We start from the raw sequence: 16,292 nt of genomic DNA, 5'->3' as shown, positions 1-16,292 counted from the left end.
TATTATTTAAAACTGATATTAAACTCTTGCATATCTTTTTCAATATAAGCAAGTAATTTTTTATTTTCAAAGAAACGTGTAAAGTAGTACGCAATACGATAATCTTCAACAGCATCTAGTCCTAGCATTTGTTTATTAAACGCTTTTTCGTATAATAAGCAATCTAAAGAGTAAATAGAACTGTGCGTCCGATTAATTTCGATTCCTTTATCACTTAATTCAATACTCTTTGCATAGTCTTTAATTAATGAATAGAATTTTGCGGTATTATAATAAATACGGCATTGCTCTAATGGATAATCTAATTTGAATTCGCTTAGCAATTGTAAAGATTTATCGTAATAAACTTTTGCTTTTTCAATATCATCTTCTAATTCATATAAAATACCAATCGCATTCATGCTCAAAATATTATAAATATTAATATCACGACTAATTTCAGAACCACGATGTAAATAGAACAATGCTTCGCTATTATTTTTCTTACCTAATAAACTCGTAATTCCTTTATAATAGAAAAATTTTGTTTCTAAAATTCTGTTTGAACTTTCGATATCATCTGGATAGTCTTTCAACAAATCATAGGCTTCATCGTGCTTAAAGTAAAAGCATAATTCTTCTACTTTATTTAATAAGCTTTCGAGTTTTTTCTCACTAGAACCTTCGATACATTCTTCCACTTGTAAGTCTAAACGTAGACATACAGATGAGAAAATGTCTAAACTGTCACACACATTTTTGTTTTCAATGTTACTAATTGTTGCTTGTGTACAAATTCCTTTTGCCAATTCAGCTTGCGATAATTTTTTCTTTTTACGCGCTGTTTTGATTTTTTCTCCCGCTACTCTCACAGTCAAAACTCCAATCTTTCTATTTTTTTTGTATTAAACATACCATCATTTTACAGATAATGTTATAATGAAGCTATCATAATAAAGGAGGTGAAATATATGTTTGATTTACTTGCTTTATTAACTGGAATTTCAGTTCGTGGCAATGCACCACACCAATAATTACGTGTTTGTTTAACTGAATTTCTGACGGCTCTACCTATGCCAGTAGGTGGAGCCATTTTTTTATTTAATATTATAAAATTAACAGTATTTCTGAAACCTCACACTTAGTATAACACAAATTATAAATTATGCTAGATAGTTACCAAATTAACGTCATTACAAGGATGTTACGTTTTTACAACATCTTGTAAAACTAGATGTTACTGTCCTTCTTTATCCACCACACTCAATGATAGCGATAGTATCTTATGATAGAAACAACATGTACATTATAACAATTATTATTAAGAAAGCTACTTCTCAATAGGAGAAGTAGCGCTTCTCTCGTTACAGTTTTACTCTTCTTCTTCAGCCATGAATGTATTGAAGACTTCTTCAATCATATCCCATTCAGCGTCTGTTTCGATTTGCTGTAAATCGCCTTCTGTACCTTCTGCGTTTTCCACATATGAGTAAGCTTGCAATTCAACATCTTCATCCTCAGGAATTCCTGCTGGATATAATAAAACATAATTTTTACCGAATTCTTCTTGACCGTCAACAGTTAGTAAGATCTCGTATAATGTTTCATTTCCTTGTTCGTCTACTAAAGTAATGTGTTCATGTCCTTCGTGATTATGATCGTGGTTGTGTTCTGTCATTCTTCTTCTCTCCCTTGATGTATTCAAAGCTCGATAATTATCGGCTATGTGCATCTAAATAATTTTGTAGAATCATTACTGCCGCTAGTTTATCAATGACTTTTTTTCTTTTGGCTCTTGAAGCATCTGCTTGCTCCACCAAGAAACGCTCTGCTTGGACAGTTGTTAATCGTTCATCTTGATAGTCAACAGGTAATTGAAATAATTCTTGAATCTTATCACCATATGCCATAGATGCTTCAGCTCTAGGACCGATGGAATTATTCATGTTTTTCGGTAAACCTACGACAAATTTCGTGACTTCGTATTCTTTCACCAATTCACCTAATCGCTCAAAGCCGAAGTTCTCTTCCTCTTCATTGATGCGAATAATTTCGATGCCTTGCGCTGTCCAACCTAATAAATCACTAACAGCCACACCGACTGTCCGTGAACCTACATCTAGCCCCATGATCCTCATTTGATATCGATTCCGTGGTTCGCTAAGTAATATTTGGTTAATTCTTCCATGATTTCATCACGTTCATGACGACGAATTAAGTTTCGAGCATCTTGATAACGAGGAATGTAAGCCGGGTCCCCAGAAAGTAAATACCCTACTATTTGGTTAATAGGATTGTATCCCTTTTCTTCTAATGCCCGATATACGGTTTCTAACGTTTCACTGATTGCTTTTTTTCGATTATCATCAAAATCAAAGCGTACTGTTTCGTCTGTAAAACCCATTTTACTACACCTCACTTCTACTTTTATACAATTTCATTTTACTAGAAAAGAACCGAAACTACAAACAAAATTTCTTCTCCTTCTCTCTTTTTTGTTATTTCTTAGTCTTTTATTAATAAAGGCTTCGTAAAAAAATGACAGCCATCGATAATTTTAAAATTATAAAAACAAATACACAACTTTATAAAACAAGAATAAAGCTCTGCTAAATCGCCAGAATATCACCTTTCCCTTCAATTCATTTTGTGAAAAAATCGACGTTTTTCTTTTGAAAACTTTTAAATATCTATGATTAAATAATATCAGCCTTTTAATGTTACAATTCGCTAACAATCTGTTTACGATGTAAATTTTCGATTGCAGCTGTTATTTATTTCCTCTTTTTGGTTCGTTTGTAGTACACTAGAAGAAAATACATAAAGTGAGGCTTGCTCAATGACTCCTGCTCATTTGGATTTACTTTTAGAAACCTGTTTGTTAGCTGGTAAAATTATGATAGAAAGCGATGCAGAAATGTACCGTGTTGAAGATACAATGAGCCGAATTGCGCTTGCTTCTGGCAACTATCGAATGGTTAGCTATGTGACACAAACTGGGTTATTTGTTGGCATAGATGGAACCTCCACGATTCGTATGGTTCAAGTAATGAAACGTGGCATTGATTTAGAAAAAATCTCTCGTGTGAATCAGCTGTCTCGTGCTTATGTGGCTGGTGATTTTTCTTTAGAGGAGTTACTGAATAAACTAAAAGTGATTGATAGTGAACACCGACATTTTCCAATTAGCGCACGCATTGTTAGTGCGGCCGTTGTCAGCGCTACGATTATGATTCTTTTTGGTGGCGTCTGGTCCGATTTATTCTTGACTTTTCTGATTGGTGGTTGCGGCTATAGTCTTTATTATTTTAGTTTAAAGTTTCTCAAGATTAAATTTTTATCTGAATTTTTAGCTTCGCTGTTCATTGGTGCAGCCGCTATCCTTTCAGTCAAATTGGGACTCGGACAATCACAAGATTTAATCATCATTGGTTGTGTCATGCCTTTAGTGCCTGGTGTGCAAATTACCAATGCTCTTCGCGATTTGCTAGCCGGACACTACTTATCGGGTGTTTCTCGTGGGACTGAAGCATTAATGACTTCAGGAATGATTGGTTTTGGTATTGCTTTTGTCTTTCAACTTTTCTATTAAAAGGAGTGACTTACATGCTAGGAATCGTTTTGGTACAATTTATCTTTAGTTTTTTAGCTTCTGCGGCGTTTGCGATTATTATTAATGTTCCTCGACGATCACTGGTGGCTTGTGGTCTCACTGGTAGTGTAAGCTGGATGCTTTATTGGGTAATCGTTGAAGTTTTTAGTGGAAATGCGGCATTAGGTTCCCTCATCGGTGCTGTCGGTGTTGCGGCAGTAAGCTACCTATTCTCAAAAATATTGAAAATGCCTGTCACGATTTTTAATATTCCTGGTATTGTTCCATTGGTACCTGGTGGCTTAGCTTATCAAGCTGTTCGGAATATCGTAATTGGCAATTATGAAAAAGGCGCCTATTTTACCGTGCAAGCTGTAATGATTGCTGGGGCAATTGCGTTAGGCTTAGTCGCTTCTGAGGTTTTCAATCAGAATATCCGCAGCTTTCGGGAAAAAAGAGAATCTTTGGGTTTTATTCGTCGTAAGCGCAACAAAATTAAAAAATAGATAGCAAAAAAGTTGGTTGCTTCCATTTGATAAGGAAGCAACCAACTTTTTTTAAAAGGAACGATAGACATATTGATTTTTTGGTGCTTGATCTGCTTTGACTTTCTCCACTTGCACAGTTGGTATTTGTCGTTTAAACGGTGGATAATAGGACAACTCAACCGTGCCGGTAATCGTTACCCAATCATTGTTTTGAAATTGCGTATGTTCAGGAAAATGAACCAACAAGCCAAAAACGCCAGAATCAGCGACACAATGAATAATCCCAAAACGGAAAACAAATTGGTCAACACTTTCTTCTCGTTTTGAATTATAGACAAAGCCTTTATAAGAAATCCTTTTTCCTGCAAATTGACTTGGATAATTATAGATTAGTTCCATAATTTCCAAATAGTTTTCATCCGTAATTGAAATCACAGATTGGCCATCATATTGTTTCATGGCTTTTGCCATCTGCTTATCATAATCCGTCTTATTGAAATACATACTTGTATCAGGTTTCAAATATTGCGTTTGCATATCAGGATCCCCTACTGATTCTTTACTTACCGGAAAGTTAAAGCCTTTTGCTTCAACAATTGTTGTGTCTAAACTAACTGTCGGAAATAATAAGCCAACAATCAACGGTAAAGAAAGTAGTAAATAGGCAAGCCCTCTTTGGCTGGGTTTTTCCAAATTATGCTGATGGCCATGATGTTCATGTCCCCCATGATGGTGCATGTCTTCATGTTTTTTTGGCATTGATGGATCTGCTTGGTTCCACAAAATCAATTGAACAATCGCCATAATAAAAGCTAAAACCATTGATAAAACAGCTAAGTAATTATAATGAATATTGATATATTGGTTCAGCTCACCTGAAATTTGAAGATACATCATCAACCCCATATATCCAATTAAAATAATAAATCGTATCATCGATTGTAGGCCTCCTTTCTAAACTACTGCCGCATAAATAGTTACGACAAGCGCCACTATCAAAACAAATTGTACAATGAATGACATTTTAAAATAACGTTTCATCATCAATAAATTTTTAATATCTACCATTGGACCAAAAACTAAGAAGGCGACAATTGGTCCTGTGCCAAACAAACTCAAAAGAGAAGAACCAATAAATGCATCTGCTTCTGAACAAAGTGATAAAGTAGCAGCGATGACTAGCATGACTAGAATCGCTAAAATTTTTGAATGGCCCAGTTGCATAAGTGCACCAGTTGGAATATAGGTTTGCATGATTGCTGCCAACAAGGAACCAAAAATTAAATAACGACCCGTATCAAAAAATTCATCAATACTATGGGTTAACGCTGACCAGCCGTTTTTCCAAAATGAACGAGCTTCATCAACGTGTTCATGCGTATGAGCAACCTGCTCTTCTTTAATCTGCGCCAACTCTTTTTCTGTTAAAATTGATTCTTTTCGAAAATAAGCTAACCAAATGCCGATAACCCACGCGACAATCATACTGCCCAAAACTCGCCAAATCACAAATTTTGTTGCGCCACTAAAAGCTACGTATGTTGAGAATAGCACAATTGGATTAATGATTGGTGCCGTTAACATAAAAGCAAAAGCAGTATGTGTTGGTACATCTTTTTTAACAAATTGATGCACAATTGGTACGATCCCGCATTCACAAGAAGGGAAGAAAAACCCTAGGAAACTCCCTACACAAATTGATAAAAATTTATTTTTAGGTAACACTTTTTTTACTCGTTCTGGTGTTAAAAAAACATGTAAAGCGCCTGAAATCAAACAACCTAACATGACAAAAGGCAATGCTTCGATAATAATCGAAAGAAAAATAGTGCTCATCTGTAAAACAGAGTTTGGTAAAAATTGAAACATCATAGACCTCCCACTAGTAAAAATCTAGTTAACTATACTCCTAACACCAGACAAACACAAGTATTTGTCAAAAAATTAACTAAGAGTTTAAAAGTATTATCACCGATGTCTCTGTCAAACCAACTAGATAAAAGAACAAAAAATGAGCATGGGACAAAAATCACTTTGGATTTTTGCTCCACGCTCAAAAACTGATAAACCACCATTATTCTAAATTTGAAATAACTCTGAGGCTGAATCGGGGTCTGTATCATATACCTTAAATGCTTCACCGACGCCTAAATCCTTTTGCTTCAAAGTAGACTCCATTGCCATTCGCGCATGAAGTTTCGTATTATTTTCTTTGCTAAGATGACCTAAATAAATGCGTTTTGTTTTATCACCTAACACATCCGCCATTACAAGAGCACCATCATCATTGGATAAATGGCCTTTATCTCCTAAAATCCGCTGTTTAAGACTCCATGGATAAGGTCCTGCTCGCAAAATTTCAATTTCATGATTGCTTTCGACTAAATAAGCATCTGCATTTTCAATCGTACCACGAATATGATCGCTACAATAACCTGTATCCGTTAGAACAACAAAGGAACGATTATTGCGATGAAAACGATAAAATTGAGGCGCAATCGCATCATGTGAGACACCAAAACTTTCAATGTCCATATCTCCCAAGGTCAAAACTTTGCCCATTTCAAAAATATGTTTTTGAGCGACATCGACTTTGCCAATCATGGGATCCATCGCTTGCCACGTTTTTTCATTAGCATAGACATCTAACTTATATTTTCGCGCTAACACGCCAACGCCGTGAATGTGATCCCGATGTTCATGTGTAACTAAAATCGCATCTAAATCTTCTGGTTTGCGATTGACTTCTGCTAACAGTGAAGTGATTTTTTTGCCACTTAAACCCGCATCTACTAATACTTTCTTTTGGTTGGTTTCAATAAAAAGGGAATTGCCTGTACTGCCACTGGCAAGAACACTGATATTAAAAGCAAACTCTGAATCCATTTAAAACTCTTCCCTTCTACATTACAACATTAACGTGTTTCATTATACAACGGACCTTAATGTTTTTCCACCTTTGGCACAGTATTATTTGTGATGATGGTATTACTTACGGCATTCACCTGTTCAATTTCAACTGAATCTTCACCAGTAGAAATTCCTACAAACCAGACTGGAACGTATACATTTTTCTCACGAATTTTATAAATTCTTGAATAGGCCAATTTAATGAATGTTATTTTGGAATTACTAGGAATGCGGTTATTCATATAGAGCGTGTCTATCGCATCACGATTGGAATATAAATCCGTTTTGTCTCGTAACTCTTCAATATTTTCAATGTGCGTTTGCGAATATTTACTAATTTTCCATAATTCACCTGACGTATCTGCTAAAATACTTAATTTTGCCGTGTCGTCTCTAAAGGGAATTCCTTTATATGATTGTGCAGCCACAATTTCTGCCGTCGGCTCTTTTAAATGAGAAAATTCTGGTAAGTATTGATATTCGTCTCCGAATAATAAAGCATTTTTTTCATTTAAAAAGGTACTTAAATCTTTATCAATTTTCTTAGGATCAATAAAATAGTTTTTACTAGGCACACTCGTTAAAGTATTATCCGCAATTTGCAGCCCATTTCTCAAAAAGTTTTTATTCTTTTCACGTTGGATTTTTAAAGCAGCAGAAAAATTGGTTTGTTCGCCACTTAAATAATAGCCTTCCAATCGTTCTGAAGAAAGTGTCCCTTTATACGAAATGTTATCTTTTTCCAACCGACTTTCAATCGATTCTGTTTGGCTGGAAGAAGAGACGTTGCTCTCCTCTTGTTGACCTTCCCGATAAATTCCAAATAAAAAGATATTTAATCCTAAAAATGCTAAGAAGAAAATCCACTCAATTCGTTTAAAATCCATTAGCCCACCTCCAAGCTTGGTAATTGTTTTACCAAGTCCGTTGCAGTGTACCAATTGTTGTTATAAAGGACATACCATTCCGGACTTAAATCAACGACTTGTTTGACTTCTTCAATTGTCTGCCACGTATAACCGATAACAGCCGATTGGATTTTTTCCTTTTTAGCACCAGCCGTTTCTAAACGCTTAATCAATTTTTCCGTGCTTTCCAGCGTCACTTCTTCTTCTGAAGGGATCGGCACTTGGATCGTATTCACACTTGTGTTAATGGTTACGCTTGGCGCAGCACCATCGTTGTTCGTGATGCGAATATCCACTTGGCCTTTTAAATCATTACTGAACACTGGGAAACCTTCCACAAAAGTCCGATAATTGACACTATCTTTCGTTCGATCAAAGTAACGTAAATTCCCCATATTGGTTCCTAAACGTTTTACATAAGAAAAGCTTTGATTATAGATTGAATCCCGTTTATTCTCTTCTGGCAAGGTCCCTTTAAAATCGATTTTTCCCAGTTTTTCTTCTGCAAACAATCGTTCTTCTTTACTCGTGTAGGTTAAATCTTGACTGTCTTCATTGGTTTGAATATCTTCCGTTTCATTGAAAAAAGCATTCCTAAAACGAGTAACTGGTTGCGAAGCTAAAATATAACTGTACTTTTTCAACTTCATATCATTGGTTAAATAACATTGCCCTTGTTTGGTTAGCGTATTTTCGGAAACGTCTTGATATTGCAATCCCTCTTTATTGATAATTCCCAGTAAGCGCGCCTTATTGACAGTCATGGGCGCTTCATAGACGTTGGCTTGGTCATAATCTAAAAAACGTATCTTATTTTCGTTAAAATCCAATTGAATTTTCGTAAAATACTGGTCCGTCAACTCATTAAAGTTAGTAAAATTAATGGATAGATTATAAATCGAAGCATAGTCCGAGATTAAAAAGGGACCTTGATAAAGAAGTTCAATACCTTGGTCCATTTGATTGTAGCGCTTAAGTTGCTCTGCATTTTTTGTCACAACTTGTGTCAATTTACCAAACGTAGCCATTTTAATATCATTTTGAACATTACTAATTAATGTTTCACGATTACTTTGCATCGCTTTTCCATCAGTTATTCGAATCAATTGCAAAGGTAAATAGACATCGCCAATGGCTTTTTCATTGACAGCTGTTGTGACTTGGCTTCCCGACTTCATTTCTGGTATTTTTTTGGCAGAATTCAGCCAGATATTGACTGAAAAATATATACTTAAAATGACCATCAAAATCAAGCCAATTCTTGTAATCCATTCTGATAATTTCATCATTCCCACCAATCCTCTTCATAAGGTTCATATGGTAGTGAAATATAGAAAGTCGATCCTTCACCTTCTGTACTTTCCACCCAAATACTCCCGTTATGGGCCCGAATTACTTCTTTAGAAATTGCTAAACCTAAACCAGTCCCACCTTGTGCTCGCGCACGTGCTTTATCCACACGATAAAAACGCTCGAAGACTTTCCCGAGATCTTTTTTAGGGATGCCCAAACCTTGGTCCGAGATACTAAAGACGACATTATTATGTGTTTCAACTAGTCGGCAGGTAATGACGCCACCATCTGGCGAATACTTAATCGCATTGTTCAAAATGTTGTCTAAAACCTGAATTACTTTGTCTGTATCTAACTCTACCCATAAATCGCGTTTAGTAAATTCACGGCGAATTTTGTAATTTTTTTGCTCATTTTCAATCATCATATCAAAGCGATCCAAGACAAAATTAATCAATTCGTTAAAATTCACATACTCTAATTGAAGATGTGTATTCCCAGAGTCCATCCGAGATAAATTTAACAAATCATTAATCATACGAATCATCCGGTCGGTTTCTTCTAACGTGACTTTTAAGAAATTCGGCGCAATCTCAGGGTTTTCCCAAGCCCCTTCACTTAAAGCCTCTATATAACTACGCATACTTGTCAAAGGCGTTCGCAACTCATGAGAGACATTGGAAACAAATTCCCGTCTTTCCCGTTCGTTTTTTTCCTGTTCTGTGACGTCATGAAGTACGCAAACTAAGCCAGTAATAAATCCTGATTCCCGACGAATCATCGTAAAGTCTACCCGGATAATCATTTGGTCTTCTTCACGATCAGACGTTGAGCGATCAATCAGCAGTTCATCTGGCTCTTCTAACAGCTTCCGTAATGTGTAGTCTTCTTCAATATCTAACAACTCTAATAACGAGGTCCCAATCACATTTTCATTTTTTACATTTAATAATGAAAGGGCCATTTCATTAATCGTAATCACCTTTCCGCGGCGATCCGTCGCAATGACGCCATCTGTCATATGCGTTAAGACACTATCTAAACGATTTCTTTCTGCTTCCATTGTTTCTTGTGCTTCTTCAATCCGTTCTGATAATTGATTAAATGTTTCTGCTAATTGGCCTAATTCATCTTTTCCATGGACTTCTACTTTTCCAGCGTAATCACCACGAGCGATTCGAAGGGCTTGCTCGCGCATTTCCCCAATCGGCTTCGTGATTGATCGTGCAATCAGTAAGGTCACAATAATCGAGATTGCTGCGGCAATAATAGAAGCAGTGAAAAAGATACTTGCTGTGTTGGTAATTTCTTGGTATTTATTTTCTAAATTACTTTTCACATAAAGGACACCAATCACTGTTTCTCCAGTAGGCGATTGAATCGGCTGGACATTCACATACACGCGTTTATCATTATCTAAAGCTTGATATTTTTTACTCGTAAAGTCATTTAAATCACGATAATCATTCTTTTTCCCAATAATATTTTGTTGATTTAAATCATTGGTTGCCCGAATAATCCCTTTATCATCGACAATTCTCGCTTCAGAAATATCTGCATTTGAAAAATCCGATAACGCTTTTTTTAAATTTGCATCAACATCACTACGTTCGAGATCTTTGTTGCTCATCTGCGTACTTAACGTATTTGACAATTGGACAACCTGAGAATCCATATTTTTCTTAAAATCGGAAATTGTAGTGGCTTCCAATTCACGAATGAAATAGCCACCAATGATTTGAATCGCAATCAGTAACAGCAGAATAAATGATAAAGCAATCTTAAAATTAACAGATTGAAAAAAGTGAACTTTTTTCTTCATACCTGATTACTCCTGTTCAGGATTTCTTAGATAATAACCAACCCCACGACGAGTAACTAAATACGTTGGATGACTTGGACTATCTTCAATTTTTTCTCTTAAACGACGTACGGTTACGTCCACTGTCCGCACATCCCCAAAATAATCATAACCCCAAACGGTTTGTAATAAATGTTCACGAGTCATGACTTGTCCGATATGTTTTGCTAAGTAATAAAGTAACTCAAATTCACGGTGGGTTAATTCAATTTTTTCACCCCGTTTTGAGACCATGTATGCATCAGGATGAATGGTTAAATCACCAATTGTTAATTCAGATTGCGTTGTCACCTCGGCTTCTTTCGCATTGGTTGCACCTCGCCGTAAATTGGCTTTTACACGAGCAACTAATTCACGATTTGAAAATGGTTTCGTTACATAGTCATCAGCGCCTAATTCTAATCCTAAAACCTTATCAATTTCAGAATCTTTGGCAGTCACCATAATGATTGGCATGTCATGTGTTTTGCGCACTTCTCGCGCGACTTCTAAGCCATCCATTTTAGGGAGCATTAAGTCTAAAATAATTAAGTCTGGTTCCACTTCTTCCACTTTTTCAAGTGCTTCTTCTCCATCATAAGCAGTAAATACTTCATATCCTTCTTTAACCAAATTATATTTAACGATCTCTGAAATTGGCTTCTCGTCATCAACTACTAAAATTTTCTTCACAAAGAGACACCTCTTTTTCCTTCTAATCTTATTTGATACTTTCCTATTATACCTTATTTTGATGATGTTTTCATCTTTAGCTAAAAATGCGCCTTCAGGTTCTCCTAGTATAACAAAAAAAGAATCTCTGACAACAATTGACGCTTGTTATCAAAGATTCTTCTTCCGCTAATCTATTCTTCCGTATCTAAGACGAATTTTGCTACAAGAGCGGCTAATAATCCACCAATTAATGGCGCAACGATAAAAATCCACAACTCAGATAACGCTGAACCACCCGCAAAAACGGCTGGCGCGATGCTACGAGCTGGGTTGACAGAAGTTCCTGTCAAAGGAATGCCGACTAAGTGAATCATTGTTAGTGTTAACCCAATTACGATTCCTGCTAATGAAGCATTGCCTTTCTTAGCACTTGTAACTGTCATGACAACTAAAACAAAAATAAATGTTAAAATAATTTCGACTGTCAATGCACCAGCAACGCTCAATTCCCCTACGCCATTTTGACCTAAGTTCTCAATACTTTTACCAGCACCTTTTAGAATGCTTAATAATGCAAATGAGGCAATCAAGCCACCAACAATTTGTCCCACTACATAGTAGATTAGTTCCATTGTTGTTATTCGTTTATTAAGCCACATTCCTAGAGAAACAGCTGGATTTAGATGTGCACCTGAAATTGTGCCAATACTATAGGCAGCAGCAACGATTGTTAAGCCAAATGCTAAGGCAATCCCCGTTGTTCCAATCCCTTCCATACCATTTCCTAGAACGGCTGTTCCTGTCCCAAAAAAGACAAGAATAAATGTTCCTAAACATTCTGCTATTGCTTTTTTCACAAAAAATTCCCCCTTTGTAGATGAATTGTAACACATTCGTGAAATTTTCAATATAATTTTCGTTGTTTTTCCAGTAAAATGATATTTCTATGAAAAAGAGAAATCTTAAATGAAAAATCCCCTCAAAAAAATTTGAGAGGATTTTTCATTTAATCAATCATTTAATAACTGTATGCCAACACCTAAAAGTCCTGGTCCTGTATGAACAACTAATGCCGGACTAATCGTTCCAAAGTAAATTTCTTCTGCTTGTGGAAAAGCCGCTTTCAAGCGTTCCATCATTGCTTTTGCTTCTTCCTCTGCCGCACCGTGAGCAACTGCCAAACGAAAACGGGGCGCTTCACCTATAAAGTTCGTCACCAACTCAAACGTTTTATCAAGACTTTTTTTACGGCCACGAGACTTAGCCACCGTATAATAAATGCCTTCTTCATTACAAGAAATAATAGGGTTTAATTTTAGCGCATTCCCTAAAATAGAAGTGACTAAACCAATTCGTCCACCTTTTTGTAGATATTCTAAAGTGGCTACATTAAAAAATACTTTTGCGTTGGCTACTTCTTCTGTCAATTTTTGTTGTAATTCTTGCCATCCTAATCCTGTTTCAATTAATTCTGCTGCTCGAATCGCTTGAATGCCAGCCCCGATACCAATGTTCTTTGTATCTAAAACAAATACATCTAGTCCTTCGGTTTGTTCTCCAAGCAAGCGAACCACATTATACGTTCCACTTAAACCACTAGAAATGGTCACCGCTAAGACTTTTTCGTAACCCGCTTCTTTAATTTTGTCAAAAATAGCTTGGATTGTTGCGCCATCTGGTAATGAAGTACTAGGGATTTCTTTCTCTAAACGTTGATACACTTCTTCTGGTGTAATATCTACCTTATCTGTATAGGTTTTTTCAGGATAAATAATCTGTAAAGGCAAGACATACATGCCGTATTGTTTGACTAATGCCTCTGGAACATCTGTCCCAGAATCAACCAGTAGTGCGATCTTTTCTTTATTCATGTGTCATCTCATCCATTTCTTTTAAGTATTCTTGTTCCAATTCAATCACTTTTTCACTAAACATTTTAGTAGCAAAAGACATTGTCGCTGCTTTTACAGCCAAATATTCAATCCCCATAGGTTCTTGTGATTTGGTCTGAACTTCTTTTTCTTGCGCTTGAGCAGCAATCACATAAATCGCTCGTTCCTGTTCTTGACAAAATAAATTGTACGCTTCACGAATACCAACCGTAGCTCCTTGGAATAAAATGCCTTGCTTAATTTCTGGTAATGTTAACACTTGTTTCAACAACGTAATCGCAATTAAAAACGCTAAATGCTTTTGATTGTAGCGCTTTTTCACCGGGGCCGGGATTAACCCGTGTTTGACATAATTATTAACCATTGAGGACGTTAACAAAGTATGTTTTTCCAGTGTAATCAATGGGGATAAGTATTTTTCTATCAGAGTAATCACTTGATCCATATATAATTCAATATCTGGTAACTCATGCCATCTTGGCAAATGAACATTTTCCAATTGTTGGCCCCAATCTTGTAGTGATTTTTCTATCTCGTCCATAAAAACCCTCCTAACCATTTCTAAAAAAGAATATCATACTTTTGACAATTATTCAATCTAGTTTTTAAAACTAGATTGAATAAAAAAGAAAAGCGAGCAATTTTGGAATTGTTCACTTTTCTCTCTTTATTTTTTTAAAGAACGTTTTCCGATTAAAATACCTATCAAAAACAGGCCTTCTAATAAAACAAAAAACAAGATAAAACAATGCATAAAGTAGGCTTCAGGTAAGGCATTGATAATCGGATCAGTCAGCGGATTAAATAACCAAGCATCGTTGTTAAAAAATAATCCATGAAACGCAATAAAAAATTGATCAAAGCCAATCAGCATGAAAAAGCCAAAAAGCACAGGCAAAAACATTCCCCACTGAAATGGCCGTATCAATGTCCATAAACGCTGATTTTTCACCAAATATTTTAAATAAAGGACACTAGGCAACAACGTAACTAGTAATACGCCATAGCACAATAAAAACAATTTTTTCACTTCATAAAAATGAAAAGCCGCGCTATCAGACATTGGAAAGTCAGGAAATACTAATGTTTTTTCAAAAGGATTGTTTAAGTACATCATTAAATGATCGTAATTTTTAATCAAGGTCACACGATCAACCTCTACGTCTTTTAAAATATTTAAGTGTTGGATATCAAAAAGATACAATGGACGAAAATTAATCGTGATCGTGATACTTAAAGCCACAATCGTTAAAAACAAACAAATGAGTCCAAGTGTTTCCCTTAAACGCAATTTCGACCTCATCATACTCAAAAAGTCCATTCATCTAAGGAATCAACAACATAGGTTGGTGGCGTTGGCAAAGTTGGAACAGCTGACTTAGGGGTAAAACCTGATGTAACTAACAAGCTATCAATACCATTTTGAATCCCTGATTGAATATCGGTTTCATAATTATCTCCAACCATAATCACTTGCTCTTTTTCCACGCCTAAATGCGCAATGGCTCGTTCCATGATAATCGCTTTTGGTTTGCCAATATAAACTGGTTTTGTTTGAGTAGCTGTCTCCACAAACGTCACAACTGAACCTGCACCAGGTAATAAGCCTCTTTCTGTCGGAATGTTCTTATCTGGATTGGTCCCAATAAACAACGCCCCTTTTTGAATGGCTAAGGTAGCTAAAACCACTTTTTCGTAAGATAATTCTGTATCAAGTCCCACGACAACATAATCAGGATTTGTTTCATCCCATTCAAAACCTGCTTCTAAAATTAAGTCAATTAAACCAGCCTCGCCGATGACAAAGACTTTCTTGCCCCGATTGGCTTCTTTCATGTAATCAATCGTCGCTAAAGTCGCTGTATAAACAAGGGATGCTGGGACATGAATATCAAATTCATTTGCTAAACGTTGTGCCACTGTTTCAGGAGATTTAGTGGTATTATTCGTTACAAATAAAAAAGGCAAATCTTTTTCCTGTAACTGCTCGACAAAACGTTTTCCGGCTGGAATTGGTTCTTTTCCTAAATAAATCGTTCCATCTAAATCAATTAAATATCCTTGATAGTCTTTTTTCACTCTGTTTACTCCTCACGTTGACGAATCGTAAAGCCTTTGCCAGATTTTTTGGGACTAGGCTGTTTGGGTGTAGTCGTTTTTTTATTTTCTTCTTTTCGCGTACGAATCACTGGCTTGCTATTTTTATTAGCGGGCGCACTCTTTTCCTCGACAAACGCGTTAGAACGATTATTTTTTTTATGGCGACGACGACGATGCGTTGTTTTTTCTTTACGTTCCCCTGTTCGTTCAATTACAAAATAGGCACAGCCAAAATTACAATATTCATACAAATAGTCTTCTAGTGTATCAATGCGTTGATCCGGCGCTGCCCGACGATTAGAAGTATCAAAAAAGCCACGCAAGCGTAACTGTTCATAGCCCCAGTCTCCTACGATATAATCATAACGCGCTAATACTTCACTAAACCGTTCACCTAAGCGTTCAGGATCAAAGGCATCACGATGATTTTTAACAATTCGGTACTCTCTTTCACCAATTTGAATATCTGTTTCATTCACAATGGTGACAATTTCCCCTTTTTTCTTTTCTTTTACAGGTTCTTCTTTTATTTCTTCAAGAACTGCTGTTAGTTCTTCTGTAAAGGTTGCAGCAGTTTCTGTTTCTTTTTTTTCGGTTGTCTTTTTGTCTGTCATT

General features: G+C 36.0%; 19 protein-coding genes. 2 read left to right on the top strand and 17 right to left on the bottom strand.

Annotation, left to right across the window (positions count from 1 at the left end):
- Positions 1-2: 2 nt before the first annotated feature.
- The 4 genes from IGM13_RS05465 to ireB form a co-directional block, all read right to left on the bottom strand.
- Positions 3-851, bottom strand: coding sequence for a helix-turn-helix domain-containing protein (locus tag IGM13_RS05465; RefSeq protein ID WP_002382173.1), 849 nt, complete (start codon positions 849-851; stop codon positions 3-5).
- Positions 852-1,351: 500 nt separating this feature from the next.
- Complete coding sequence (locus tag IGM13_RS05460) at positions 1,352-1,657, bottom strand: DUF1292 domain-containing protein (protein ID WP_002419177.1); 306 nt, start codon at positions 1,655-1,657, stop codon at positions 1,352-1,354.
- 37 nt (positions 1,658-1,694) lie between these two features.
- Positions 1,695-2,117 carry a Holliday junction resolvase RuvX gene (gene ruvX, locus IGM13_RS05455; RefSeq protein ID WP_002357936.1) on the bottom strand — a complete coding sequence of 141 codons (423 nt, stop codon included), beginning with the start codon at positions 2,115-2,117 and terminating at the stop codon, positions 1,695-1,697.
- The gene (gene ireB / locus IGM13_RS05450) at positions 2,114-2,383 is read right to left on the bottom strand and encodes a regulatory phosphoprotein IreB (protein WP_002357937.1); all 270 of its coding nucleotides are present in this window, start codon (positions 2,381-2,383) and stop codon (positions 2,114-2,116) included. Before ireB ends, ruvX begins: the two co-directional genes overlap by 4 nt.
- 435 nt (positions 2,384-2,818) lie before the next feature.
- Between ireB and IGM13_RS05445 the strand changes: the two genes are divergently transcribed.
- Positions 2,819-3,571, top strand: coding sequence for a threonine/serine exporter family protein (locus IGM13_RS05445; protein WP_002357938.1), 753 nt, complete (start codon positions 2,819-2,821; stop codon positions 3,569-3,571).
- Positions 3,572-3,585: 14 nt separating this feature from the next.
- Positions 3,586-4,077 carry a threonine/serine exporter family protein gene (locus IGM13_RS05440; RefSeq protein WP_002363747.1) on the top strand — a complete coding sequence of 164 codons (492 nt, stop codon included), beginning with the start codon at positions 3,586-3,588 and terminating at the stop codon, positions 4,075-4,077.
- A gap of 51 nt (positions 4,078-4,128) precedes the next feature.
- Here IGM13_RS05440 and IGM13_RS05435 read toward each other — a convergent pair whose 3' ends face one another.
- The 13 genes from IGM13_RS05435 to IGM13_RS05375 all read right to left on the bottom strand — a co-directional run bounded on the left by IGM13_RS05435 (position 4,129) and on the right by IGM13_RS05375 (position 16,291).
- Positions 4,129-4,995, bottom strand: a complete 867-nt coding sequence (locus IGM13_RS05435) for a TIGR03943 family putative permease subunit (RefSeq protein ID WP_002419178.1) — start codon at positions 4,993-4,995, stop codon at positions 4,129-4,131.
- A gap of 18 nt (positions 4,996-5,013) precedes the next feature.
- Positions 5,014-5,928, bottom strand: coding sequence for a permease (locus IGM13_RS05430; RefSeq protein WP_002357942.1), 915 nt, complete (start codon positions 5,926-5,928; stop codon positions 5,014-5,016).
- Between the two features lie 210 nt (positions 5,929-6,138).
- Positions 6,139-6,945, bottom strand: a complete 807-nt coding sequence (locus IGM13_RS05425) for an MBL fold metallo-hydrolase (RefSeq protein ID WP_002357943.1) — start codon at positions 6,943-6,945, stop codon at positions 6,139-6,141.
- 56 nt (positions 6,946-7,001) lie between these two features.
- Positions 7,002-7,856: a two-component system regulatory protein YycI gene (locus tag IGM13_RS05420; protein ID WP_002365516.1), complete on the bottom strand. Its 855-nt coding sequence runs from the start codon at positions 7,854-7,856 to the stop codon at positions 7,002-7,004.
- A complete protein-coding gene (locus IGM13_RS05415; protein ID WP_002382169.1) occupies positions 7,856-9,166 on the bottom strand; it encodes a YycH family regulatory protein in 1,311 nt (436 codons plus the stop codon). Before IGM13_RS05415 ends, IGM13_RS05420 begins: the two co-directional genes overlap by 1 nt.
- Positions 9,163-10,992 carry a cell wall metabolism sensor histidine kinase WalK gene (walK, locus tag IGM13_RS05410; RefSeq protein ID WP_002419179.1) on the bottom strand — a complete coding sequence of 610 codons (1,830 nt, stop codon included), beginning with the start codon at positions 10,990-10,992 and terminating at the stop codon, positions 9,163-9,165. The genes IGM13_RS05415 and walK overlap by 4 nt, the downstream gene beginning before the upstream one ends.
- 6 nt (positions 10,993-10,998) lie before the next feature.
- Entirely contained in the window at positions 10,999-11,703 is a 705-nt protein-coding gene (yycF, locus tag IGM13_RS05405) for a response regulator YycF (RefSeq protein ID WP_002357947.1), read from the bottom strand.
- 173 nt (positions 11,704-11,876) lie between these two features.
- Positions 11,877-12,578, bottom strand: coding sequence for an MIP/aquaporin family protein (locus tag IGM13_RS05400; RefSeq protein ID WP_002382168.1), 702 nt, complete (start codon positions 12,576-12,578; stop codon positions 11,877-11,879).
- 117 nt (positions 12,579-12,695) lie between these two features.
- Positions 12,696-13,556: a DegV family protein gene (locus IGM13_RS05395; RefSeq protein ID WP_002357950.1), complete on the bottom strand. Its 861-nt coding sequence runs from the start codon at positions 13,554-13,556 to the stop codon at positions 12,696-12,698.
- The gene (locus tag IGM13_RS05390) at positions 13,549-14,118 is read right to left on the bottom strand and encodes a DUF1836 domain-containing protein (RefSeq protein WP_002366491.1); all 570 of its coding nucleotides are present in this window, start codon (positions 14,116-14,118) and stop codon (positions 13,549-13,551) included. Before IGM13_RS05390 ends, IGM13_RS05395 begins: the two co-directional genes overlap by 8 nt.
- 126 nt (positions 14,119-14,244) lie before the next feature.
- A complete protein-coding gene (locus IGM13_RS05385; RefSeq protein ID WP_002382167.1) occupies positions 14,245-14,898 on the bottom strand; it encodes a TIGR01906 family membrane protein in 654 nt (217 codons plus the stop codon).
- Complete coding sequence (locus IGM13_RS05380) at positions 14,886-15,656, bottom strand: TIGR01457 family HAD-type hydrolase (protein ID WP_002366490.1); 771 nt, start codon at positions 15,654-15,656, stop codon at positions 14,886-14,888. The genes IGM13_RS05385 and IGM13_RS05380 overlap by 13 nt, the downstream gene beginning before the upstream one ends.
- Positions 15,657-15,661: 5 nt before the next feature.
- Positions 15,662-16,291 (bottom strand): YutD family protein, encoded by a 630-nt coding sequence (locus IGM13_RS05375; RefSeq protein WP_002357954.1) that lies wholly within the window; start codon positions 16,289-16,291, stop codon positions 15,662-15,664.
- Position 16,292: the final 1 nt, after the last annotated feature.

Origin of the sequence: Enterococcus sp. DIV0561, assembly GCF_050539875.1 — a bacterium.
Lineage (GTDB): Bacteria > Bacillota > Bacilli > Lactobacillales > Enterococcaceae > Enterococcus > Enterococcus faecalis.
The sequence above is the reverse complement of the archived record's forward strand: the minus strand, read 5'-3'. Positions and strand labels throughout refer to the sequence as shown.